Origin of the sequence: Prevotella sp. LMAG:51, from assembly GCF_008680225.1 — a bacterium.
GTDB lineage: Bacteria > Bacteroidota > Bacteroidia > Bacteroidales > Bacteroidaceae > Prevotella > Prevotella pectinovora.
In genome coordinates this window covers 214,977-240,545 of record NZ_NALQ01000015.1, presented here as the reverse complement: position 1 = coordinate 240,545, position 25,569 = coordinate 214,977, and the positions used below count along the sequence as shown (strand labels likewise).

The following is a 25,569-nucleotide window of genomic DNA, read 5'->3' as shown; positions in this document are numbered from 1 at the left end:
AGGAAAGCATCATCGCATTATTCCTTTATGTCGCTTCTGATAAGCTGCAGGAGCTTCTCCACTGCCTCTTCTTCGGGTATATTCTTCTCCACACACTCCTTGCGGCGATACAGGGAAATCTTGCCCCTGCCGGCTCCCACATAACCGTAGTCGGCATCTGCCATCTCGCCGGGACCGTTCACGATGCATCCCATGATGCCGATCTTCAGTCCCTTCATGTCTTTTGTAGCCTCCTTGATGCGGGCGATGGTGGCACGAAGGTCGTAGAGAGTCCTTCCGCAACCGGGACAAGAGATATACTCCGTCTTGGTGGTGCGCAGGCGGGCTGCCTGGAGAATTCCGAATGCCGTGGCGTCGATGTCGGCATCAGAGAGAGTACCGTTGTTCATGAGCCACACACCGTCGGTGAGTCCGTCGAACATCAGAGCACCCATGTCGGCTGCCGCCTCAAGCTGGAAGTCGCCTTTCTCCTCCTGACTGTGGGAATACATCTGGCAGAACACCACTGGATTTGCCACGCCCTCAGTCATAAGTTCATGCACGAGAGCACGCTGCTCGCCAAGGCGGTTCACATTGTTGCTCACGCTGATGACGACAATCTCCGGATGCGCCTTCAGGCATGGGATATATTCGGCGCTCGGCGCTCCGTATGGCAACACAAGGAACTTGAGCGGCGCTTCCACTCCGCTCAGGAACGGGATGGCATTGTATGGGAATATCGGGAACACGTTGTGGCGCTGCTCCCCTGAAATCTGTGCGTAGACATTGAAGTCAACGATATACTTCTGACCTTCCACCTTGTTCTCCGGGAGTTTCGCTCCCATATAAAGATAGTCGGGGGTGAGGTCGGGGTTGGCATTTGCTGCCGGAGCCTCATCGCCATGGATTCTGCTGCTTATCACCACAGGCAGGTTGTCGCCGCCGATATTCTCCACGGGAACAGTGGTGCGGCGCTCAGGAGATACCCAGTTGAACTTGTCGTATACCCGGCCTGGGATAAGCGTATGGCCGGCACGCTTCGTGATATAGTCCACGAGATGGCGCGCCACAGGAATCTCAGCCTCCGGCTCCTCGCTGAGCGATACTCGTATGGTGTCGCCGATACCGTCGGCAAGCAGCGCTCCGATACCCACGGCACTCTTTATCCTTCCATCCTCGCCTTCGCCAGCCTCTGTCACTCCCAGATGCAGCGGATAGTCCATCTGCTCACGGCGCATGGTGTCAACCAACAAACGTACAGACTCCACCATTACCACCGTGTTGCTTGCCTTGATGGAGATCACTACATCCTTGAAGTCTTCACGCTTGCAGATGCGCAGAAACTCCATGCAGCTCTCCACGATGCCTGCCGGCGTGTCACCATAGCGAGACATGATGCGGTCGGAGAGCGAACCGTGGTTCACTCCGATGCGCACGGCAGTGTGGTGCTCACGGCAGATATTGAGAAACGGCACGAACTGCTTCTCTATCTTCTTCAGTTCCTCGGCATATTCCTCGTCGGTATATTCCAGTTTCTTGAATGTGCGCGCCGGGTCAACATAGTTTCCGGGATTTACACGCACCTTCTCTGCATACAGCGCCGCTACATCGGCTACATGAGGATTGAAATGCACGTCGGCAACGAGCGGCGTAGTGATGCCCTCCTCACGGAGACGGGCGTTGATGTTCTTGAGATTCTCTGCCTCTCTCACTCCCTGAGTGGTGAGACGCACGTATTCTCCGCCAGCCTCAATGATACGTTTTGCCTGATCCACACATGCCTCGGTGTCGGCAGTGGGAGTGGTGGTCATAGACTGCACACGGATGGGATTGTCGCCACCAAGCGGTGTGTCGCCGACATTCACCTCATGGGCTTCACGGCGGGAGTAGTTGAAAAGACCGCTCCATCCGTCAGTGTCACATCCTACTCCTGCACATGCATGGGGATTCTGGCTATGATTATTCTTGATATCCATTGGGATTATGAATTTTAACGATTCGGGGTTAGACCCGAAACGGGAAAATCAATTAGTCTTGAAGTTATATTTCACCTCGGCAAGATCCTTGTTTGCCTTCTCTATCTTGGCACCCAGACCATCCTTGTAGTTCTTCATCTTCTCTGCGAGAGAAGCGTCGGCAAGAGCCATTATCTCTACGGCAAGGATGGCGGCATTCATCGCACCATTCACTCCCACCGTGGCAACAGGTATGCCAGGAGGCATCTGTATGATGCTGAGCATGGCGTCCATACCGTCGAAGGCACTACCCTTGATAGGCACTCCGATAACCGGAAGTGTGGTTGATGCTGCGATGACTCCCGGCAGTGCGGCAGCCATTCCGGCACCGGCGATGATGACCTTCAGTCCGCGTCCTGCCGCATCCTTGGCAAATTTCTCCACGGCATCCGGAGTGCGGTGTGCAGAGAGGGCATTGACCTCGAAAGGCACTTCCATATCATCCAGGAACTTCATCGCTTTTTCCATCACAGGCAGATCGCTGGTGCTGCCCATTATAATACTTACTAATGGTTTCATATCTTTATGTTTTTATCGTTGTCCTTATCAAATTTATTTTCCAGACATCCCCATGAGAACAGCGTCGGATGAGAAATGCTGCTGGTGCATCAAAGACTCTGCCTCAGAAAGAGACTGAGGCGTGTCATACGAATATCACCGTGAAGAATCCCACCAACACTCCCACTATGAAGCCGATGTAGAGCTGGCGGAGATTGTGCTGGCGGAGAATCATTCTCGCACTGCCCACCATGCCCGAGAGCAGAAACTGTCCGCAGAGCCACCACACGGGATTGAACATGAACTTGAATCCGAATGCCGCCAAGGCTCCTGCCATTGCCCCCATCGCCGCCATGTGTACGGAAATCTTCCACCACATGTTCACTATTGCACATACTATCTGCACCACAAGCGCCGCCACCACAATGCTGCCCATCAGATGCGGCACATGATAGAAAATCATGACGTAATAGCACAAGAAATAGCAGAGTATCGACACGAGATAGGGTATCACACGCTGCTCCCTGGCACCAAGTTCGAAGAGTGTCCATCCGTGGTAGCGATGGTATAGTTTGATGAGCGATACCGGCAACAGTATCGTGAAGATGTAGGCTATGAAAAGCACGAAGAGCTTGTATCCCAAGGGCATGCGGTTGAGATAGCTGAACGTGAACAGAACAGCCAACCCTATGACGGGCAGATAGAACGGCGAGGAAAAGAGGCTCACCCCTTTTGCCAGCCTTATGATGTTTCTTACATTCATTTCTTTCTGAGTCTTGCTACCGGTATTCCCAATTGTTCCCTGTATTTCGCTATCGTTCGCCGTGCTACCGGACAGCCTTTTTGGGCGAGTACCTTCGTGAGGGCATCGTCTGAATAGGGTTTCGACTTGTCTTCCCCGTCGATTACCTCCCTCAATGCCAATTTTATCTTGCGTGTGGACAGCTCCTCGCCGTCCTCTGTCTTTATTCCGTCGCTGAAGAAATGGCGGAGCTTGAACGTACCCCAGCGTGTCTGAGCATACTTCATGTTGCTCACTCTCGATATCGTGGATATGTCGAGACCCGTGCGGTCTGCCACATCCTTGAGTATCATGGGTTTCATGTCGCTCTCATCGCCGTCCTGGAAGTATTTGCGCTGTATGTCGATTATCGCCTTCATGGTGACATACATGGTGTGCTGCCTCTGCTTCACGGCGTCGATGAATCCCTGTGCCCGTTCCACTTTCTCCTTGGCATAGAGCAGCGCCTCCTTGTCGCGTCGCGACATCGACGCCTTGTTTGCCTTGTAGCCCTTGAGCAGTTCGGTGAACGAGGGCGAGACATACAGGTTTGGCACATGGCCGCTGTTGATGGAGAATGTCACGGTGCCGTCGTCGGCGGTATCCACTATGAAGTCTGGCGTTATCTGCTGCATGTTTCTTCCTTCGGTCTCGCCGAGCGATGCCCCCGGCTTGGGATTCAAGCGGAGGAGTTCTGAATACACGGCGTCGGCGGTAGTGGGGGGAATGTTCAGCTGCTTCACTATCTTGTCCCAATGCTTGTTCATGAACTCATCGAAATACCTGTCGACGACCTTTAGCATCAGTCGTGTGATTTCAGTGTCGGGCCGCCTTCTGATCTGCAGCAGCAGGCATTCGCGCAGGTCGGAAGCTCCTATGCCGGCAGGATCGAAAGTCTGCAGCAGGGTGATGACGTTCTTAACATCCTCCTCCGTGCAGTATATGTTATGATAGATGGCAAGCTCGTCTGAGATGCTGTCGGCAGACTTCCTCAGCAGTCCGTCGCCATCGAGCGACCCTATCACATATTCCATTATCTCCCTCTGACGGTCGTCGAGGTCTACGTCAACCATCTGCTCCTTCAGTTTGTCGTAGAAAGAAGCCTGCTCGCCATATACCATCTCCTCATAGTCGGCAGAGTCGGCATTGCCGTAGTATGACGGATAGTCGGCATCTGGCATACGGTCGTCCATACCGATGTTCGACAGTGCGTCGTCGAGTGCCGAAGCCCTCTCCTCCCTTTCTGTCGCCGCATCGAAAGCCGCGGCTGCCTCGTCTACGGTGTCGTCGCTGTCGCCGGCGGATGCTGACGCTTCATTACCGGCAGACGGGGTTTCCTTGGTGGCAAACGCCGAAGTGTCGGCAGACTCCATTTCAGAATCTCCGGCAAATGCCGCATCATCCGGCGAAGAGCTTTCCATGGCGGGATTATCGTCAATCTCTGCCTGTATGCTCTGCTCCAGTTCGGTAAGCGGCATCTCCAGCATCTTCACCGCAAGCATCTGCTGCTGCGTGAGTCGCTGCACCTGAACAGTCTTCTGCTCCTGACTTTGAATTAGCTTCTGTGACATAACGGTGCAAAATTAAGTATTTTATTCGTTATTATCATCAGTCTATCTTTAAAATTGCGTTATAGAGTGTTTTAATTATCCGAAATGGAATAACCCGGTTTACTTTTATGCACAAATAAGCGGCAAATGGTCATAATATCCAGACATTCTACCAGACAGGTGAAAAAAGGCGAAGGGATGCGCCATTCACATGGAACATCCCCTCTTCGTTTTTAATCATCTATGAAAAATGTATTTATTATTGCAGTGTGTATGTGTTATTCATGCACATAAAGATCCCAGCCGAGATAGCTGTCGAGAGCCTCCTCGATGACACCTGCCACATCAGCACGCACGAGTGCCACATGGTGTTCGAAACCGTTCTTGCAGATATACTTCATCAGCTTCTGCAGTTCAGGCACCTCGGTGACAACGATGCAGCCATCCATGCCGTATGGATCGTCGGTCATCTTTCCCTCTCCCACGTATGCCTTTATCATTCCCTTTGTATCGTCGGTAGAGATACGGAAGAAGGTGAAGTCGCCGGCGCTAACCTTGGCGTAAACGGCACCGAAGGTGTTAATCTTGCCGAGCGTGCGGCCGAGCACGCCAAGCGGGCCAAGGCGCAGGTTGTCGTTGCCGATGAACGATTTAGGGAAGTTTCCGCAGTGGGTGCATACACACTTGTTGCGGTTTTCTGCAAAGTTGTTGTTCCAGTCGGCGATTGCCGACGGTTCTTTGGATGCCAGCGTCAATGCGAGCATAGACACGGCACCGGCAATGTCGGTCTCACAGGCTGCCGGTATGCCAGCCTCGCTGAGCATACTCATGGTGACGCAGGCAGCACAACCGAAGTTCTGCTCCAGCGAGTCCCAACACTGTATCGCCACGGCATCCACCTGGTTTGCCTCAACCCAACGGTTTACGGCAACGCCGAACTTGCACTGCAGACGCAGTTTCTCCCTGTATGATTCAGGCACCTCGGCATATCCTGCCACCTTCTCCATCTGGCGGAGCAGGTCGGTGTCGCTGTCTTCTATCGCCTCTGCGGCATATAGAATCTCGCTCAAGTCTGCCGGCACCACAGTGATGCCCGATGCCTGCAGCAGTTTCTCACTCGCACGACAGGTGTTGAAGCCCAACGGACGAGTTCCTATCTGACCGATGCGGGCATGCTTCAGTCCGTTCACCACGCGGCATACGGCAGCGAAGCGGTTAATGTCTTTTGCCAACAGGTCGGAATATATTGAGTATGTATGCAGAGTGGTGTCTGTGAATGGGATGCCATACTGGTATAGGTTGTTGCATACTGAGATTTTTCCGCAGAATGCGTCTCTACGGCTGTCTAGGTCCACCTTGTCGTTCTCGTCGTCGCAAGCCTGCACGAGAACCGGCACATGCAGGTCGGCAACACTGATTGCGTTTATGATGCCGATCTCGAAACCGAAGTTAGGCAACGACACGATGATGCCGTCGATGCGGTCACGGTTCTGGCGGAACAGCTCCGCACATTTCAGTCCGTCCTCTCTTGTCTCTATGCTGCTGCTTCCCGTAGGAGTGGCATCTTCAGGGAGTATCACATAGTCGTAGCCCTCGGCGTCCAAAGTCTTCAGCAACTGCTTGCGCACGTCTCTGGCAAGCTCAGAGTTGAAATATGCACGTGTGCCGATGATGACACCGAAACACTGTTTTTTGTTCTTCTTCATAATGTTCTTGTCTTTTGTTTCTTATTTTTTACATGTAGAAGGTTTATTTCATTCGGGAGAATTGATGAGCTGTCTCACAGCCTTGTGCCATCCCTCTATGTTCTTCTCCATCCAAGCTTCGTTGTCCTGCGAACATACGGTCCATCGGCTGCGGTGCAACCGTGCCACCTCATCGAAACTCTTCCATACGCCGCGAGAGAGTCCGTTCATGACAACGGCTCCCAATGCCGATGCCTCTTCAACGTCGGAACAGTTTACCGGCACTCTCAGACAGTCTGCCTGAAACTGCATCAGGAACCTGTTCTTGGTCGGTCCTCCGTCCACACGAATCTCCTTCAGGTCTATGCCAGCCTTCACCGTCATCGCCTTCACGAGGTCGTTCACCTGATATGCTATCGACTCCAGGGCGGCACGCAGGAAATGCGCTCTCGTAGTGGCGAGCGTCATACCCATCACAGCAGCCCTCACCTTGTCGTTCCACCATGGTGCGCCGAGTCCGGCAAACGCCGGCACGAAATACACGCCGCCATTGTCTGCCACCGACAGCGCCTCAGGCTCCACGTCGGCTGGCGAGTCAATCATCTTGAGCTGTTCCTGCAGCCATTTCAGTGTGGCTCCCGTACTGTGTATGTTTCCCTCAAAGGCATAGAACACCTTTCCGAGGGCGGCAAATCCGATAGAGGTGACGAGTCCGTCGGGGGCTGGCGCCGCCTTCTCGCCGATGTTCACCATCACCGACGACCCCGTGCCGTAGGTTGCCTTTCCGAGTCCTGCCTCGAAACACATCTGTCCTGCCAGCGCTCCATGGGAGTCGCCGAGCACTCCGGCAATGGCAACAGGCTGCAGGAAGAGTCCTTCCACCACAGTATCGCCGAACACACCGTCGCATGGCAACAGTTCCGGCATCATGCTGCGAGGGATACCGAAGAGTCTTAGCAGGTCGTCGTCCCACTGCAGCGTATGTATATTCATCAGCATCGTGCGTGATGCGTTGGTATAGTCGGTGACATGGCGTTTCCCGCCGGTGAGTTTCCATATCAGCCAGGAGTCCATCGTTCCCATGAGCAGTTCGCCACGGTCTGCCTTTTCTCTCGCACCTTCCACATTGTCGAGAATCCATTTCACTCCGCTCGCCGAGAAATAGGGGTCGATGAGCAGTCCGCTCTTCTCCATCACCATCGGTCCGTAGCCCTGCGCCTTCAGTTCGTTGCAGATGTCCACGCCACGCATGCACTGCCACACCACGGCATTGCATACTGGATGTCCGGTGGTCTTGTCCCACACCACCACGGTCTCCCTCTGGTTGGTGATTGCCATGGAGTAGCTTGCCTCCATGTCGGCATCCTTCATCAGCTGCTTCACGGCAGCTATCACATTGGCGTAGATCTCTTCGGCATCGTGTTCCACCCATCCAGCCTTGGGATAATACTGGTGGTGCTCCACGTTGACACGCTGAAGCATCTCACATCTGTCATTGAAGAGCATCGCCTTTGTTGCCGATGTGCTCTGGTCTATGGCTATGATATAATCACCCATTTGTCTTGTCATTTCTTGAGAAAGTCATTGGCTGCCTTCACTATGCCGTCGGCATCGAGTCCGTAGTGGGCGAAAATCTCCTTGTTGGTACCGTGAACCACATTCTCGTCTGGTATGCCGAGGATGCGCACGGGCACCGGATTCTCCGAAAGCGTCTCTGTGACGATGGCTCCGAGGCCGCCGAACTGGCTGTGCTCCTCCACTGTTATGATGCGTCCTGTCTCCTCTGCCGCCTTGCGGATGGCTTCGGCATCAAAAGGTTTCAGCGACGACATGTCGAGCACACGGACACTGATGCCCTGCTCCTTCAGCATCTTTCCTGCCTGAAGGGCGTGGTATACGGTCTCGCCGCATCCTATGATGGTGAGGTCTTTACCGTCGAGCAGCATGTTTGCCTTGCCGAGCTGGAAGTCGAAGTCGTCGTTCTCATATACGTCGGGCACTGCCGCACGTCCCACTCTCACGTATACAGGATGTGGGAAATCCACGAGCAGCTTCACCAGCTTGCGTGTCTGGCGCGCGTCGCATGGCAACACGATGTTCATTCCCGGGAATGTGCGCAATGCCGCGATGTCGTGCAGACTGTGGTGTGTGGCTCCGAGTGCTCCGTATGCCACTCCTCCGCTCACACCGAGTATCTTCACCGGATTCTCACTGTATGCAAGGTCTACTTTCACCTGCTCCAGACTGCGTGCCACATAGAAGCATGCCGGTCCGCAGGCAAATACCTTCTTTCCGCTGTGTGCCAGACCGGCTGCTATTCCCACGGCGTCTTGCTCAGCGATACCACATTCAACGAACTGCTCCGGCAGCTGGTCGGCGAAGTCGTTGAGCGTCACCGAACCGCGTGCGTCTGTCGTTACAGCAATAATATCCTTGTCCTGCTTTGCCAATTCAAGCAAAGTGTCAGTAAAACTCTTTCTACAAGCTATCATAGTTCTATATCAATGTGTGTATTAAAGGTTCTTTATTCTTTCGTCTATCTCGCTGAGTGCCTGGCGATACTGTTCCTCGCTCGGCATGCCATGATGCCATTTTGCCACATTCTCCATATACGACACTCCCTTTCCCTTAGTGGTGTTTGATATCAGGAGGTGTGGCTTGTGGTTGGTATAGTCGATGGCGGCAAAAGTCTTCATGATGTCTTCCATGTCGTCACCGTCCATGCGTTTCACGTCCCATCCGAAGGCTGTCCAGCGTGCCGCGATGTCTTCTATAGCCATCACGTCTTCGGTGTTGCCGCTTATCTGCAGATGGTTGCGGTCGATGATAGCCACCAGGTTGTCGAGCTTATACTGATGTCCTGCCATGGCAGCCTCATAGATAGAGCCTTCGCCCTGCTCGCCGTCGCCCATCATCACAAAGGTCTTGTAGTCTCTCTTGTCCATCTTGGCAGCCAGTGCCATACCCACTCCGATAGAGAGTCCGTGGCCCAGCGCTCCTGTGTTCACTTCGATGCCCGGCACTTCAATGGTGGGGTGTCCGCTGAGTATGGAACCGAACTTTCCGAGCGTGTCGGTGATTTCCTTCTTCAGGAATCCCTTTGCCTCAAGGGTGACATAGAGTGCTTCCACGCAATGTCCTTTACTGAGAACGAAACGGTCGCGGTCGGGATTCTTCACGTCGGCTGGACTGACGTTCATGATATCGAAATAGAGTGCTGTCATAACATTGAGACATGACAGGTCGCCGCCGATGTGTCCGGCCTTGGCATTGTAGACCACTTCGATAAGCCTTCTGCGGTTTATCTCGGCTTGTTTTATGAGTTCTTTTGTTTCCATCTTCTTCTTTTTGTTCTTTTTATATACAAGACGCGGATGGGACTCTTTTGTAATGCCTTAGTGACGGTGAAAAAATAACTTGGTATGATTTGAGCCTCATATTTTTTGAGATATTTTGTTTGATACTGCCGGCTGATATCGGTTGGGAATGATGCGGGGCAACGGTATCTGCCTCATTATGATACAGTAATTGGCAACCTGTACTCTCTCATGACGGAAGAGTACCGGTTGCCAATGACGATATGATTATCAATAGTTTATACTGAGCGGAGCAGCTGTCTACTCGTCAGCGATTCCGAAGTCGAGCTGTTTCTTCTCCAGGTTTGCCTTTGCCACCTGCACACGTATCGGGTCGCCAAGCTGATACCTGTTGTGGTGGCGACGGCCTACAAGACAGTAGTTGCGCTCGTCGAAATCGTAGTAGTCGTCATTCAGGTCTCTCAGCGACACCATTCCCTCGCAGTGGTTCTCGTCGATTTCGCAATAGATGCCATAGGAGGTGAGTCCGCTGATGTGGGCATCGTAGGTGTTGCCTATCTTGTCTGACATAAACTCCACCATCTTGTATTTTATACTGTCGCGCTCGGCGTTCTGTGCTATCTGCTCCATGTCGCTGGAGTGTTCACACAGTTCCTCGTAGTGCTCCTTGTTGGCACTGCGTCCTCCTGCCTGATAGCGTGTGAGCAGGCGATGCACCATAGTGTCGGGATAGCGGCGGATAGGACTGGTGAAGTGGGTGTAATACTCGAAGGCGAGTCCGTAGTGGCCGATGTTGTGGATGCTGTATTTTGCCTTCATCATGGCTCTCAGCGCCACGGTTTCTATCACCTTCTGCTCCTTCTTGCCGGCGCATTCGTCGAGCAGCGTGTTGAGACTCTTGGTGATGGCACCCTTCGTGCCGTCGGTCTTCACCTTATAGCCGAACTTCACCACAAACTGTCTCAATGTCTCCAGCTTCGTTGGGTCGGGCTGGTCGTGGATACGGTATGGCAATGTCTTCGGCTTCTTTCCCTTCGCCACCTTTCCTACGCTCTCTGCCACGGTGCGGTTGGCGAGGAGCATGAACTCCTCCACGAGTTTGTTGGCGTCTTTGGCAATCTTGAAGTAGCAGCGTGTCGGCTTGCCCTTCTCGTCGATGTCGAAGCGCAGCTCCTCACGGTCGAACTTCACCGAACCGTGTTTGAACCTTGCGGCACGCAGCTTCTTGGCTATGCGGTCGAGCATTATGAGCTCCGTGGCATACTCTCCCTGATATGTCTTTCCCTTGGCTGGTGGCGGTGCTGGCTGTCCTGTTCCGTCCACCACTCCATTGTCTTCAAGGATTTTCTGCACTTCCTCGTAGCAGAAACGGCGGTTGCTCTTTATCACGCAGTGATGGAGCCGCCAGCGCAACACCTCTCCCTCTTCGTTCATGTCGAATATCACGCTGTATGTGAGCTTCTCCTCGTCGGGGCGTAGCGAACAGATAAAGTTGCAGAGTCGCTCCGGCAGCATAGGTATGGTGCGGTCTACGAGGTATATACTTGTGGCTCGCTTCACTGCCTCCTTGTCGATTATAGACCCCTCGGTGACGTAATGCGACACGTCAGCGATATGTACTCCTACTTCCCATAAGCCTTTCGACAGTTCGCGGATAGAGAGGGCGTCGTCGAAGTCCTTGGCGTCGTGTGGGTCGATGGTGAAGGTGGTGACGTCGCGGAAGTCTTCTCTCTCCTTGTAGTCCTGCTCGGTTATCGTAGGGTCTATCTTGTTGGCAGCGTCTTCCACTGCCTTCGGATATTTGTATGGCAGACCGTATTGAGCGAGTATGGAGTTCATCTCCACATCGTTGTCGCCGGTCTCGCCGAGCACGTCAACCACTTCGCCTATCATGCTCTTGTTCTCCTTGGATGGCCACTGGGTGATCTTCACCACTGCCTTGTCGTTGGTCTTTCCGCCCTTCAGCTTGCGCTTGGGGATTATGACGTCGTTTACGAAGATATTGCCGTCTGACACGAGGAAGGCGAAGTCTCTCTCCACTCTGAGCTTGCCCACGAAGGTGTCTTTGGCTCTCTGCAGTATCTTTGTCACCATTGCTTCGCGGATGTGGTTCTTGCGGCGCGCCATGATGGTGAACTGCACCTTGTCGCCGGTGAGGGCGAACATAGAGTTGCGCTCTGCCACGAATATCGGGGCTGCACCGTCGTCGGGAACGATGGTGTTCTTGCCGTTCGCCTTGCGCTGGAAGGTGCCTTCCTGCACCTGTCCGTTCTGGTTGAGCTGATAGGCGCTTTCGCCTTTCCTGACGAGGAAGTCGTCCCATGCCATTTCCTCCATCACGTCAACGGCGAGCATCTTTGCGGGATGCGTGTCGAGACGGAGCGCACGGAATATTTCCTTGAAACTATATTGCTTTTCGGGATTCTCCAAGAAGAAGTCCTGGAGCTTATCTATAATCTGCTTCTTGTTAAGTCGTTTTCTTCCTTTTCCACCTTTTGCCATAATAGTAAAGTTTTATATTACAAATATCATAAAAAAACAATCCTACACGCTTTCATCCATCCTCCATGACAATCATCAAGCGGCAAATATTGTTTTCATCACTGCTTCCTGCATTTCGGGGAGTGGCGCATATCATAGGGGTATGCATTGTTCTTTTTGCGAAGTTACAAAAAATATTCTTTCGATGTCTATAAAACCGGATAATTGTAAAGCCTTTGTTACGTTTTTTTAGTAATCGGTAACGGGGAGGGGAAACTTTTCTGGTATAGACTCTTGATATAGATACAACTTGTCGTGTAACCCGAACAAACAATAAAAATACGAATACAGTCTAACAGGAAACAAGCTACAACGACCTCATCAGCTCAGCCCATTTGCTGGCTGTTCCCTTGGTCTTGAAATTCTTGAAATATAATCTGGTACAAATTGAATAAACGGTATCTTTCGACCTGATTACGAGGACGGAAATGTCAGAAAAGCTCACACCGATTTTCAGCAACACACACACCTTCATCTGTATCTCGCTCATACGGCAGAATTTCGCTATATTATCCTTGTAACTTGGATAAATCCGATTCACCGTAGCGAACAACTCATCCCAGTCTTCAAACTTCACATTCTCTCCTCCCGAAATTGCCAGCATCAGTTTTTTGAACACCTCTGATTCAAGAAATTTTTTGTCGCGCAGATTTCGGGAACGAACAATAAGTTTCTTCTTCTGAATGTCATCATTTCTGTCAGCAACGGCAAATACCTGTTCTTCATTGCCGATTTTTCCACTTTTCGACTCAGCAAGTTGCCTACGCATCTGCTCCATTTCCATCTCCTTTTCTGCAATAGCCTCTTCCTTCAGCTCACGTTCCCTTTCCAATGCCTTGTTCAATATCTCCATACGGGTTTCAAGAAGGCGTTTTCTCCGCCATAAAATGAAATATGTCAACATTGACAAAAGGACTATGATTATCGCAATGGTCACGGAAACTATAATATAGACCGTCTGACGCATCTGATGCATCTCTAGCTTCAGATTCTCCTTCTCTTTCAATTCGTAGTCATACATGGCATTGGCACTTGCCAAAGCATCACGTGGCGAAACGATATCCACAGAGTCAACATAGTTCTTGTAACTAACGAAGTTACCTAAAGCGCCTTCTGCATCACCATTCTTCAGGCTTTGCACCGTTAGCCACCAATAAGCATGACGCTTGGCATATACAGACCCATGTTGTAGCACCTTGTTGCAAAACACAGCGGCAGAATCACGCAGGCCGAGCTTGTCATAGATTTCAAAAGACAAGGAGTATGTGGAACTGAGTGTGGCATTGCCAACATTACGACGCGCAGAATCAATAAATTTCTTCGCTTCTGTAAGAGGACCATTCTCGTTATAGTAATTTGCGAGAAAACCATCCACCTCCGACAATAGGGCTGCATCATCTATCTTCAGGGCCATGCCCCTGGCCTTGAGGAGCATCTTCAGAGCTTTGTTCTTATAGCCTAATGCCATATAGCTCCATGCCATATTGTTATAGTCATACACACAATGTGTGAGATCGCCTTGACTCTCATGTATCTGCAAGGCTTTCTTCTGCCATTTCAGAGCTTCGCTGTCGAGCCCCTGTACAGAATAGATATAGGCCAATTGATAATAGCAAAGGGCTTCTATATCTGTAGGAGCCTTTATGGTATGGTTCACTCCTACTATCTTCATGAAATACTCTACGGCTTTAGGGTAGTCATTCAATGTGCGATACACGCAACCCGCACAATAATATACATCCGACAGCATAGCATCATCACCATATCCTTCATAATGGTCAACGAGTGCCAAGACTTCTTTATCATCTTTAAAATCAGAGTTTTCTTTCACCTTAAGTTTGAGAGAAAGAAACTTCAAGAACCATCTGCCATCCTCATCATAGGTTTTCTCACGCTTCTTGGCTGCAATAAACAGTGTTTTTGCCCTTTGTATATCCTTACTACACAATGCGTTTATATGGGCAAGCTCACGAGGTGTAGCGTTTCTCTTGTGAACAAGAAACAAAGACATAGCTACGACCATCAAAGCTACAATCAAGAGGGCGACTAAAAGAAAGCGTCTCCTAACCGACAGATTCTCTCTAAATTTCATAGGATTTTATATTGTTATTTACTGCTATTCTCTTCATCCCCAGACACTGCAATGAAGTTACCGATAAGCCGTCTGCAAAGATAATAATAACAATCTGTTCACTAAAAAGACTTTCAACATTATTAATACACCCGGCTCTAAATTCATCACAATTAATGACGAGGGAAATGCACAAAGGGGAAGGGCCCTTGACTTTTAAGACAAGTTCCCTCTCCCCTATCTAACTTAATTTACGTGATTCAAAATAAAACAAGCTCTGACTGCATCATTGCAGCTTGTATGTCTCTGTCTTCACTCCATTGACGACGAACAATGCAGATTATTTCAAGATTTTCTTTCCGTTGACTATATACATTCCCTTTGCCAGGGCATTGATGTCGGTACCGACATACCTGCCGTCAAGGGTAAAAATCCTGTCTGCCCCAGCATCTGAGGTCATTACAGCATTGTGTATTCCTGCAACGTCATACTCCTTTATCGTCTTGAAGGCTGTGCCCCAGGTCGCGTCTGACTCGAAAGCGGACTTGGCGCCTTGGGGAACGTAGAGCACAACATCTTCGGAAATGTCTTCAAACACTTTTTCACCAAGGGTGATTTCACTTGGAGATGAAGCATGCAGAATGAATGATTTCAGATATCTGCAGCCGGCAAAGGCCATGTACTCGATTGACTCAACACTTTCCGGAAGGTCAAGGGTTTCAAGATTGTTGCAATAGAAAGCTCCATAGCATATCTTCTTCAGACCATACGGCAATGTAACATACTTAAGATTGACACGGTAATATCTCTCTTCCGTCTTTATGCTCTCGTATCCGTAATTCCAAGTATCTTCGCCTATTCCTAATACGCATACGGCTGGAACGCGTGGCTTGAAAGCCATTGTACCGATACAGTCATCCACAAGTTTGCAATTCTCCAGATTAAGTCCTGTCAGATCAAAATACTCTGCAAGGTCACGGAGTTGATAATAGTTCTTGTTTCCCAATGTTCCTGTCACGACAATAGAATCAACATCTCTCCATTCGTCGCTGACCGGGGAGGGGGTGAATACGCCGTCCTGCGTCAACTCCACATACTTTATGTTCTGTGCGTTCATGCATAATGAACTGGCAAGCACGAACAGCAATAAAAAGATTTTTTTCATAGTTTTATCCTTTCTATAATTAAATGATTAAAAAATGGATTGTCACTCTGCGTTTATACTCGTATAAGTCATGCTCTCGGAATATTGAATGCTGGCGAAGGCTATCTGGATGCCGCGGTATGCTATATCGCTGTTGGAAATATCCACGTTGGACTTCTTCAGCATATAGAGGACTTCCTTGGTATAGTCGTCGGCAAAATGATTGTTCTCATTGTCTTTCGTTTTTTGCAAAGATAAAAACGGCTGTCTGAATGTCCCAAATATTTGAACAGGAAAATAAGCGAACAGCCTGAAATGCACAAATTTTCCTTGCATTTCCACGGTTTTATCGAGAAAAGATGGCCATTATTAGGTTTACCCATCTCGGGCAAAACCTTTATGGTCTGGATTCTTGATGTAGATACAACTTGTCGTTTAACCCAAATCAGTCATTAGTCCGTTCAATGTAATGTTTTACAACTGCTTGCAGTCTTTTGTTTTTTTCAAGGCGTTTTTTGCTTGTTTTTAATTCGCAATAGCTCGCTATTATTCATTAAATAAAATCCACTCTTCTAAAAAACAAAATTCAAGCAAGCCCTAATAACCGATTTGGGGACAATGAGTAATGGTGAGCTATTGCGAATTGAAAACAGGTAAAAGAGCCTTATAAAAGACAAGAGATTACTCTTGCCAAAAGCATACAAAAACGGCGACCGAATCACTTCGCTCGCCGCTCCCCGTTGTCCCAGGCGGACTCGAACCACCACTGACAGAACCAAAAACTGTAGTGCTACCATTACACCATAGGACAATCAAATCATCTTTTTGTTTTGAGAAACCACCGTTTCCCAAGTCTAATGCGTTGCAAAGGTAATGTTTTTTTATACCATTACCAAATTTTGCTATCTATATTTTTTTGCCTATTCCAAAAATTATCACCGAGGAATTTTATCCCCATGCCAAGCGCCTTGTTGAAAGAACGTTGTAATCCTTATTTGAGGATGAGGAGATAATAATTCTTCTTGCCGCGCTGCACGAGCAGATACTTACCGTCGATAAGGTCGTCTTCTGTCACAGGACGGTCGAAAGCCGCAAGTTTCTCCTTGTTGAGAGATACTCCTCCACCCTGTACGAGCTTACGCATCTCGCCCTTGCTGGCGAATACTGGAGCAGCCTGTGTGAAAATCTCTACTGCCGGCTGTCCGAGCACGTCGCGGTTTACCTCAAACTGTGGCACACCCTCGAAGATGTCGAGGAATGTCTGCTCGTCGAGCTTCAGCAGCGACTCCTTTGTAGACTTTCCGAAGAGGATGTTTGACGCCTCGATGGCAGCGTCGAGAGCCTCTTTGGAGTGTACCATCACCGTGGTCTCCTCAGCAAGGCGCTTCTGGAGGATGCGTCTGCCCGGATCCTGCTTGTGCTCCTCTACGAGAGCGTCGATGGTCTCCTTATCGAGACTTGTGAATATCTTGATGTAGCGCTCCGCATCGTCGTCGCTGACATTGAGCCAGAACTGATAGAACTTGTATGGAGAAGTGCGCTTAGGGTCGAGCCAGATATTTCCGCTCTCTGTCTTTCCGAACTTCTTGCCGTCGGCCTTGGTGATGAGCGGACAGGTGAGGGCATAAGTCTCCACATCGTTGCCGAGAGTGCGGCGGATAAGCTCCGTACCGGTGGTCATGTTACCCCACTGGTCGTTGCCGCCGAGCTGCATCTTGCAGTTGTAGTGCTGGTAGAGATACAGGAAGTCGTATCCCTGGAGCAGCTGGTATGTGAACTCTGTGAACGAGAGACCGTCGCGGGCCGTACCGTTGAGACGCTGCTGCACGCTCTCCTTTGCCATCATATAGTTCACAGTGATATGCTTGCCCACCTCACGGGCAAAGTCGAGGAAGGTGAAGTTCTTCATCCAGTCGTAGTTGTTCACCAGCTCTGCCTTGTTAGGCTCGGTGCCCTCAAAGTCGAGGAACTTGCTCACCTGCTTCTTGATTGCCTCCTGGTTATGGTAGAGAGTCTTGTCGTCGAGCAGGTTGCGCTCCTGGCTCTTGCCAGATGGGTCACCGATCATTCCTGTGGCACCGCCGACAAGGATGATAGGCTTGTGTCCGCAACGCTGAAGGTGGCGGAGCATCATGATTCCACAAAGGTGTCCGATGTGCAGTGAGTCAGCCGTAGGGTCGGTACCGAGATATGCGGTTACCATCTCCTTCTGCAGCAACTCCTCGGCGCCTGGCATCATCTGAGCCAGCATACCGCGCCATTTAAGTTCTTCAACAAAGTTCTTTTTCATATCGTTAATGTTTTATTTCTTTAAGTACCAGACTTTTCCATCCCCCCCTACGGCACGGGGTCGTAACCGCTGCCTCCCCAGGGATGACATCTCAGAATACGCCGGATGGCGAGATACAGTCCTTTCACCGGTCCGTGTTTCACTATTGCCTCACGGGCATATTCGGAGCATGTGGGTGTGAAGCGGCATGAGGGCGGCGTAAACGGGGATATGCACCGCTGATAGAACAGTATCGGCAGGCACAGCAGCCATACGAGGGCTTTGGAGATAAACTTCACTATCTTGCCCATAGAGCCTTATGGTTGTTCCTGATCCGTGAGATTGTGGGTCTCCGCTTTCCTGCTGTTGTCGTAGATGCGATGCGCCTTCTCCCCTATCCTGCTGAGCAACGCTACCATAGATGCCTCCACTTCGCCAGACGGCTGCGGCTCATCCGAGAGCCACACGAAGGCGATGGAGAGTCCTGTGCCCGGCATACCGGCGATGATATCGGCGAGAGCATGCTTGTTCTTGCGGTAAGCCTCGCGCACCTGCCTCTTGGCGCGATTGCGCTTCACGGCTCTCTTGAAATGCTTCTTCGAAACACTGACAAGCACTCTCACTGCAGCTTCGCCCTTTTGTTCCTCTTCTGTGGTGAGGGTATATACCGCCCTAAGCGGAAAGACAACCATAGAGCTTCTTTTCGCTTTCTGGAACAGCTGCTCCACGGCATTCCTGCCGTGCAGGCGCTCACTCTTGCTTAGGGTGTTCCTGGTCGGGAGAGTCATCAAGGGGTGTTATATTAGTCTTCCTGGTCGATGAGGAATCGGCGCAGAGCGCTCGTCATCGAAGGATATTTCTCTGATGGTGCTTCCACCTGCACGTCGAGTCCGGCGTCGTGGGCTGCCTTGGCAGTTGCAGGACCGAAGGTGGCTGCCTTCATAGGTGCCGCTCCGCATCCATCCGGGAATGCCTTCTTGTATGCTGCCACACCTGACGGGCTGAAGAACACACACATGTCGTAGTCGAAGTTCTTCACTTCCTCTTCGGTGAGGTCGTTGCACACCGTGCGGTACATCACGCATTCGGTATGCTGGAGTCCCTTTGTGTCGAGGAGCTTCTTCACGGAGTTGTCGTGAACGTCGCTCAGCGGCACGAGGTATTTCTCCTGCTTGTGCTTCATCATCAGCGGCACGAGGTCGTCGATCTTGCCGGTGCTGCCGAAGAACACCTTACGCTTGCGGTACTGCACGTATTTCTGGATATATAATGAAATGGTCTCAGTGACACAGAAATATTTCATCGTGTCAGGGATTTCAAAACGCATCTCCTGAGCAATCTTGAAGAAGTTGTCTATCGCATGGCGAGACGTGAATACCACGGCAGTGAAGCTCGTGATGCTTATCTTCTGCTGGCGGAATTCTTTCGAAGAGAGTCCTTCCACCTTTATGAATGGTCTAAATACCAGCTCTACTCCAAAATCTTCTGCAATCCTATAATAAGGTGACTTGTCGCTAGTAGGTTTGGGTTGAGAAACTAAAATCTTCTTAATCATCGATGCCTTAAAAATTTACATTCAAATAACTTATCAAAACCGACAACGTGCCGCAGAGCGCAAGAAGCGGTATTATTTCAAGGGCGCAAAAGTACAAAATTATTTGCAGATAAACGCCTTTCTGTCTGAAAAAGATTAAAAAGCACTTGTATAATGACAACAATCGCGACAACACCACAACGGCTCCCACATAGAGGATGGTGTGTTTCATCGACAGTCCGAAATATGCCTGCGACACTACCACGGGGAACATCACCACTCCCTCGACGGAGGTGGTGAAAAGGAACGACTTCATCCATGACGCATTCTGCCGGGCGGTGAAGAACACCCAGTTGACAATAGTATACAGTATGGACTTGAGCATGAAATACCCGGCGAAGACGCCGAAGAACATCGCTATCAACTGATACTGCGACGAGACGAGGAAGGTGTCGGAATTGCGCTCCTGGGCATAGAAGAAGGCAACGAGCGACAGCAGCAGACTGGTCTGCGCAGCGAGGAAGAACTGGAAACGGAATTCGTTTGTCGTCTCCGTCATCACCGTAGTGCCGCTGCGCTCTGTTCTGAAGAACTGCTTGGTCTGCCTCATTATGAACCATCTCGACTTTGAGAATGCCACGAAGGCGAGGATGAAGCAGCAGAGCAACAGTGCCGTAATCATGTTGTCGCCGCGTATGGTATAGGGCACGGGGTCGCCGGCAATGCCATAGCGGCCGCCGTTGAGCTCCGGATGCCACAGTGAATCGGTGGAGAAGAAGTTCTGCTTGTAGTATTGCGGCAGTTCCACGTTCTCCAGCTTGCCGATGGCATTGGCACGGTTGAGCAGACTGGTGGAGTCGAGCGGCACCGCCTCCTGAACACGTGGCTGTGCGCCATACACCGTCTGCAAAGCTGAGTCCTGCTGTGCCGGAGTGGCATCGCGGGGCAGCTCATGCAACACCTGATATGGCTGGCGCATCTCCTCATGATGCTGCTCAATGAGCTGCACACCATGTTGCTGACTATGTTTCGTTTCTGTTGAGTCTGTCTGTAGCATTGTCTATTACTCTCTTTGTTGATTCCCTGCCGAATTGACAAGGAAAACGAGTTGACAAGGTGTTTTCCTGTGACTTGACAGTCTCTCCCTTCAAAGGGAGGTCAGGAGAGGATCTTGCCAACTCGTCTGCTGTTCGGCAAGCTTTCCACTTGCCACGTTTTTTCAATCTAAGACTCCCTAACGGGCGTCTTGCCGTTTTGTGGTTAAACCCTAACGGTCATTCTGCCACCTTTGGGATTAAAGACCGAATTCTTTCTTTATCTTGTCCACGAGGTCGAGCTTCTCCCATGTGAAGAGCTCCACGTCGATAGTCTTCGTTTCATGATAGCGGCTGGTGAAGGTCTTCTTCACTGTCTCCGGCTTGCGTCCCATGTGTCCGTAGGCTGCCGTCTCAAGATACATAGGCTGACGGAGTTTCAGCTGCTGCTCTATAGCCTTCGGCCGCAGGTCGAACATCTCGCTGATCTTCTTTGCTATCTCTCCGTCGCTCATCTCCACATGGCTTCTGCCGTAGGTGTTCACGTATACGCTTACCGGCTCTGCCACACCGATGGCATAGCTCACCTGCACGAGCATCTCGTCGGCAACTCCCGCTGCCACCATGTTCTTGGCGATATGGCGTGTGGCATAGGCTGCCGAGCGGTCCACCTTGCTGGAGTCTTTTCCTGAGAAGGCGCCTCCGCCGTGTGCTCCCTTTCCGCCGTATGTGTCAACGATTATCTTGCGGCCGGTCAGTCCGGTGTCGCCGTGAGGTCCACCGATCACGAACTTTCCTGTCGGGTTTACGAAATACTTGATGTCGCCGTTGAAGAGCCTGAGCACTTTCTCTCCTATCTGCTCCTTCACTCTCGGTATGAGGATGTTTATCACGTCCTCGCGGATTTTCTGGAGCATAGCCTCGTCGTTGTCGGTACCGTCGGCATTCTTGATGAAGTCGTCGTGCTGTGTAGACACCACGATGGTATCAATGCGCTGAGGTATGTCGTCATCGGAATATTCCACTGTCACCTGGCTCTTTGAGTCGGGTCTGAGATAGGTCATCACCTTTCCCTCTCTGCGGATGTCGGCAAGTGTTCGCATGATGAGCTGTGCCAGGTCGAGCGATACAGGCATGTAGTTGTCGGTCTCGTTTGTGGCATAGCCGAACATCATTCCCTGGTCGCCGGCACCCTGGTCTAAGTCCTCCTCACGGCTCACTCCGCGGTTGATGTCGTCGCTCTGCTCGTGTATGGCAGTGAGCACACCGCATGAGTCACCGTCGAACTGGTATTCCGACTTGGTGTATCCAATTTTCTTTATCGTCTTGCGGGCGATTGTTTGCAGGTCAACGTATTCTTCGGAGCGAACCTCTCCCATGATTACCACCTGACCTGTAGTACAGAATGTCTCTATCGCGCAATGCGCTTTGGTGTCGTATGCGAGGAACTGATCGAGCAATGCGTCTGAAATCTGGTCAGACACTTTGTCTGGGTGTCCCTCAGAAACTGATTCGGATGTAAATAGATATGACATAATGATTTAAATTAAAAAAATAGTTGAATATATTGCCTATATGCAATGAATTTGCAAAGGTAATGCAAATTGAGAGTAATGCAAAATAAATTTATTTATTTTAATTACCGAGATGCAGCTTACCTTATTAAAAGGTAATGCAAAAAACTGATTAAAGCCAAACAAAATACACTTTTCTAATTTCTCTTGAATCCGCATAAAAAATAAAAATCAAAAACAACGGATATGAGAACAGCAATAGCAACAAAATTCGTAGCATGGGAAGTTCCAACTTTGGAAAACCTGCAAGACAGCAAGTGTCTAATCGGATTGGCGGTCATGATGCTGCAATCCTGCGACGTGGCCGACAACCGCCGTGATATGCTGTGCGGGAACTGGGAGAGCGTGGAGGGGAAGCCCGACGTGCTTATCTACAAGGAGGGCGAAGCCTACAAGGTGACGGTGTTCCGCCGGAGCGGTCTGCGCCGCAAGCTGAAACCGGAAACCTATCTCTTGCAGGAGGAAAACGACAACCTGTTCATGAACACCGGCTTCCGCATCGACGTGTCCTACAACGGGGCAACGGACGTGCTGACCTTCTCGCCGGGCGGCGACTATGTGCGGGTGAAACCGCAGCCGGGACACCCGACAGAAGAATAACAACCACTAAAATCCAAAGTAACATGAGAACAAGAATAACAATGATTATCTGCCTGTGCCTGCTTTTCGCAGGCAGGGCAAGCGCACAGTGGGTCGTAAGCGATCCGGGCAATCTGGCGCAGGGTATCATCAATGCCTCCAAAAACATCATTCATACCTCCAAGACTGCCACGAACATGGTGAGCAACTTTCAGGAAACGGTGAAAATCTATCAGCAGGGCAAAAAGTATTACGATGCCCTCAGATCGGTGAACAATCTCGTCAAGGACGCCCGCAAGGTGCAGCAGACCATCCTGATGGTAGGCGACATCACCGACATTTATGTAAACAGTTTCCAAAGGATGCTCCGTGATGGAAATTTCAGACCAGAAGAGCTGTCGGCAATCGCTTTCGGTTACACGAAACTGCTGGAAGAGAGCAACGAAGTGTTGACGGAACTGAAGAATGTGGTGAACATCACCACGCTCTCCATGACCGACAAGGAGCGCATGGACGTGGTTTCCGTTGGCTGTGTTTCCTCTTTTTTGCCAAAGATGCCCAAGAAACCTTTTCGTTTTGGCTTTTTGGGCTGTTCCTGCACACTTTTCTGCACAATAACCGGAATTTGATTAGCTATCTTCTTGTTAATAGATTGTTGTTCATCCATTAACCGGACTATCTGGAACATCTGTCGTTCCTTATCCTCTAAAAGACTGCGCACACTATCGATGCGCTCTGCTGGATAGGTGGCCTTGAAACGGCAGAGCATACTGTCCATTGCCATACGCCGTGCATGGTAATGCTCGATATCTTTATCGTTCCATTCCAGTATTGTTTCACCCAATAGAGAAAATTTTATCATTTGAATATTGATATTGTTTATTTCTTTTCGGAGCTCGTCTATTTTTTTATTGCCAAGTTCTAATGCTTCTATCTCCTGCCATTCATAGAGGCTATTATATGCCATACATCCGATAAGAATGGAGATAAGTATATATCCCAACTGTATTGCCTTATAGAAATTTCCTGACCGCTCCATTATTTTGATGACATTGATTTTTGGAACATGAATAAAAGTTTATCTTTTTCGTTCATGCGGATATTATCAGAATAATCGCCTTTTGTTATTTGATACCCGCATGGCTTGACCATAAAAACGCCTAAGCCCTTAGTGTATGAACTTACTTCTGAGGCGTAGTCTTTACTTGTATTTAATGGAACTTTCCCTTTAATATGACACCACTCATTATTGCAACTGATGTCTTCAATCTCAGACATCATTTTTTGCAAATCTGTAATAGCTTTGGAACTTGCCGCTTGGGGTATCTGCAACTCAAAATAGAGCATCGGTTCGAGAATGTCCACACCTGACTGTTGCAAGGCCAGCCTGAAGACATAAGGGGTCAGCTGTCTGAAATCAGCAGGTGTACTTACCGGGCTATAATACTCGGCTTGAGTAAAAGTTACTTTCAGATCTGTCACTTCCCATCCATGTAAACCAGATTGGCAAGACATACGAATCCCTTCAAAAACGGCATTTTGAAAAGAATGGTTCAGATAACCATAGGAGATGTCACTTTCGATTTGCAACCCTGACCCTAACGGCAAGGGTTCAAGCGTCAGCCCTATTGTGGCCCAATAAGGGTTGGGTGGCACTTCGATCTGAATAATCTTATTGACCTTTTTTACAGGTCGTTCTTTGTAGATAGTCTTGATCTCATCAAAATGGACCTTTACGGAAAATCGTTCTTCCAGCAATGTCTGTATGATTTCCTTTTGTGTCAAACCATATAACGAGATTTCCAATTCATCACTATATGAGTTTATGGAAAAGGACAAAGACGGGTCTTCAATCCACAATGTATTCAGAGCGGATATCACCTTGCTTCTCTCTTCGGACCTGTCTGGCCGGACGGAGGATTTGAGAGCGGGATGCTGATGAGATAACCCTTGAATCAAACAAGGTTTAGTACCTAAATAATCTCCGATTCGAAAATCTTCTATATCTTCTACAATCGCGATATCATTGGCACCCACTTCATCAACATTTATCTCTCTGCCCTGATAAATAGTCTTTAGATTTTTAATCTTGATGAATTTTTCCGAATCGTTGATTCTTACAACGTCTCGAAGTCTCAGACTTCCGTCAATTATTTTAAGAAAACTTCTTTTATGCCCTTTGGGGTCATGCTCTATCTTATAGAGATAAGCTGAAAGTCTGTTTGAGACTGATGCCGGAGGAAGTATAAAAGAAGAAATGGCGTCCAACAACTCATTGATACCGATATTGAACATTGCTGATCCATGTAGTACCGGATAGACTTTGGCTTTTGCCACAAGATCGATTATCGTATTCCAATAATCAGCCGGTGAAATTTCGCTATCCGCCAAATATCGTTCTAATATATTGTCGTCATGGTTGCATACAAATTCTTTGTATTCTTCCTTTATATATGTTTGGGAGCAATTCGGATAAACCAATCCATCGACAACAGTTTGCATAAACAGGACATCTTGAGACAGATTTGTTTTTATATCCAGATACAAACGCTCCAAATTCACACCGTCACGGTCAATTTTATTGATAAATATAATTGTCGGGATTTGCAGTTTTTGTAAAGTATTGAACAGCAACTTTGTTTGCGCTTGTATGCCTTCCTTTGCGGATAAGATGAGGACTGCTCCATCAAGCATTTTGAATGTCCGCTCCACTTCCGCAATAAAATCCATGTGTCCCGGAGTGTCAATGATATTGCATTTCACTCCATTCCAGATAATAGATGTCGTAGAAGCCCGAACAGTAATTCCTCTACGTTTCTCTATATCCATAGAGTCTGTTATGGTGTCACCATTATCCACACGGCCGCACTTTTCCGTTGCTCCACTGGCAAACAGCAGATTCTCGGTTACGGAAGTTTTTCCTGCATCAATGTGAGCAAGAATTCCTAAATTTATAATATTCATTTGGATTAAGCAATAATATACTACAGTAGATGCA

General features: G+C 49.6%; 20 protein-coding genes, 1 tRNA gene and 2 pseudogenes. 2 read left to right on the top strand and 21 right to left on the bottom strand.

Annotated features, from left to right (window positions below; translation table 11 throughout):
- Positions 1–17: 17 nt before the first annotated feature.
- From CCC32_RS05320 to metK, 19 genes are all read right to left on the bottom strand, one after another.
- Complete coding sequence (locus tag CCC32_RS05320) at positions 18–1,955, bottom strand: 4-hydroxy-3-methylbut-2-en-1-yl diphosphate synthase (protein WP_287072804.1); 1,938 nt, start codon at positions 1,953–1,955, stop codon at positions 18–20.
- Between the two features lie 48 nt (positions 1,956–2,003).
- Positions 2,004–2,513, bottom strand: a complete 510-nt coding sequence (gene purE / locus CCC32_RS05315; RefSeq protein ID WP_044065225.1) for a 5-(carboxyamino)imidazole ribonucleotide mutase — start codon at positions 2,511–2,513, stop codon at positions 2,004–2,006.
- A gap of 124 nt (positions 2,514–2,637) precedes the next feature.
- Complete coding sequence (locus tag CCC32_RS05310) at positions 2,638–3,255, bottom strand: hypothetical protein (protein WP_042520304.1); 618 nt, start codon at positions 3,253–3,255, stop codon at positions 2,638–2,640.
- Positions 3,252–4,844 (bottom strand): RNA polymerase factor sigma-54, encoded by a 1,593-nt coding sequence (gene rpoN, locus CCC32_RS05305; RefSeq protein ID WP_287072800.1) that lies wholly within the window; start codon positions 4,842–4,844, stop codon positions 3,252–3,254. Before rpoN ends, CCC32_RS05310 begins: the two co-directional genes overlap by 4 nt.
- 257 nt (positions 4,845–5,101) lie before the next feature.
- Positions 5,102–6,529 (bottom strand): L-fucose/L-arabinose isomerase family protein, encoded by a 1,428-nt coding sequence (locus tag CCC32_RS05300; protein WP_022316326.1) that lies wholly within the window; start codon positions 6,527–6,529, stop codon positions 5,102–5,104.
- Positions 6,530–6,577: 48 nt separating this feature from the next.
- Entirely contained in the window at positions 6,578–8,065 is a 1,488-nt protein-coding gene (gene glpK / locus CCC32_RS05295; protein WP_353756244.1) for a glycerol kinase GlpK, read from the bottom strand.
- 8 nt (positions 8,066–8,073) lie between these two features.
- Positions 8,074–9,000, bottom strand: a complete 927-nt coding sequence (locus CCC32_RS05290) for a transketolase family protein (RefSeq protein ID WP_287072796.1) — start codon at positions 8,998–9,000, stop codon at positions 8,074–8,076.
- Between the two features lie 21 nt (positions 9,001–9,021).
- Positions 9,022–9,900 (bottom strand): transketolase, encoded by an 879-nt coding sequence (locus tag CCC32_RS05285; RefSeq protein WP_262503192.1) that lies wholly within the window; start codon positions 9,898–9,900, stop codon positions 9,022–9,024.
- 225 nt (positions 9,901–10,125) lie between these two features.
- Complete coding sequence (gene rnr, locus CCC32_RS05280) at positions 10,126–12,327, bottom strand: ribonuclease R (protein ID WP_287072793.1); 2,202 nt, start codon at positions 12,325–12,327, stop codon at positions 10,126–10,128.
- A 346-nt stretch (positions 12,328–12,673) separates the two neighbouring features.
- Positions 12,674–14,458 carry a tetratricopeptide repeat protein gene (locus CCC32_RS05275; protein WP_287072791.1) on the bottom strand — a complete coding sequence of 595 codons (1,785 nt, stop codon included), beginning with the start codon at positions 14,456–14,458 and terminating at the stop codon, positions 12,674–12,676.
- Positions 14,459–14,777: 319 nt separating this feature from the next.
- Positions 14,778–15,602 (bottom strand): leucine-rich repeat domain-containing protein, encoded by an 825-nt coding sequence (locus CCC32_RS05270; RefSeq protein WP_287072788.1) that lies wholly within the window; start codon positions 15,600–15,602, stop codon positions 14,778–14,780.
- Positions 15,603–15,644: 42 nt separating this feature from the next.
- On the bottom strand, positions 15,645–15,833 hold the full coding sequence (locus CCC32_RS05265; protein ID WP_287072786.1) for a hypothetical protein: 189 nt from the start codon (positions 15,831–15,833) through the stop codon (positions 15,645–15,647).
- A gap of 488 nt (positions 15,834–16,321) precedes the next feature.
- Positions 16,322–16,392 (bottom strand) — tRNA-Gln (locus CCC32_RS05260).
- 180 nt (positions 16,393–16,572) lie between these two features.
- The gene (gene tyrS, locus CCC32_RS05255) at positions 16,573–17,871 is read right to left on the bottom strand and encodes a tyrosine--tRNA ligase (RefSeq protein WP_044065228.1); all 1,299 of its coding nucleotides are present in this window, start codon (positions 17,869–17,871) and stop codon (positions 16,573–16,575) included.
- A 47-nt stretch (positions 17,872–17,918) separates the two neighbouring features.
- Positions 17,919–18,161, bottom strand: coding sequence for a membrane protein insertion efficiency factor YidD (gene yidD, locus CCC32_RS05250; protein WP_044079620.1), 243 nt, complete (start codon positions 18,159–18,161; stop codon positions 17,919–17,921).
- Positions 18,162–18,167: 6 nt separating this feature from the next.
- Positions 18,168–18,638, bottom strand: coding sequence for a ribonuclease P protein component (rnpA, locus tag CCC32_RS05245; RefSeq protein WP_287072783.1), 471 nt, complete (start codon positions 18,636–18,638; stop codon positions 18,168–18,170).
- A 14-nt stretch (positions 18,639–18,652) separates the two neighbouring features.
- Complete coding sequence (locus tag CCC32_RS05240; RefSeq protein ID WP_022317027.1) at positions 18,653–19,405, bottom strand: uroporphyrinogen-III synthase; 753 nt, start codon at positions 19,403–19,405, stop codon at positions 18,653–18,655.
- A 7-nt stretch (positions 19,406–19,412) separates the two neighbouring features.
- Positions 19,413–20,441, bottom strand: a complete 1,029-nt coding sequence (locus CCC32_RS05235; protein WP_287072780.1) for a DUF4271 domain-containing protein — start codon at positions 20,439–20,441, stop codon at positions 19,413–19,415.
- A 237-nt stretch (positions 20,442–20,678) separates the two neighbouring features.
- Entirely contained in the window at positions 20,679–21,953 is a 1,275-nt protein-coding gene (gene metK, locus CCC32_RS05230) for a methionine adenosyltransferase (RefSeq protein ID WP_042520308.1), read from the bottom strand.
- A 225-nt stretch (positions 21,954–22,178) separates the two neighbouring features.
- Between metK and CCC32_RS05225 the strand changes: the two genes are divergently transcribed.
- Positions 22,179–22,592, top strand: coding sequence for a DUF3876 domain-containing protein (locus CCC32_RS05225; RefSeq protein WP_287072777.1), 414 nt, complete (start codon positions 22,179–22,181; stop codon positions 22,590–22,592).
- Between the two features lie 23 nt (positions 22,593–22,615).
- Positions 22,616–23,092, top strand: a pseudogene (locus CCC32_RS05220) (DUF4141 domain-containing protein); the annotation flags it as partial.
- Here CCC32_RS05220 and CCC32_RS05215 read toward each other — a convergent pair.
- Positions 23,080–23,610 (bottom strand): annotated as a pseudogene (locus CCC32_RS05215) (histidine kinase); the annotation flags it as partial. The pseudogenes CCC32_RS05220 and CCC32_RS05215 overlap by 13 nt on opposite strands.
- Positions 23,610–25,535: a tetracycline resistance ribosomal protection protein Tet(Q) gene (tet(Q), locus tag CCC32_RS05210; protein WP_287072776.1), complete on the bottom strand. Its 1,926-nt coding sequence runs from the start codon at positions 25,533–25,535 to the stop codon at positions 23,610–23,612. The pseudogene CCC32_RS05215 and the gene tet(Q), both read right to left, overlap by 1 nt.
- Positions 25,536–25,569 lie beyond the last annotated feature (34 nt).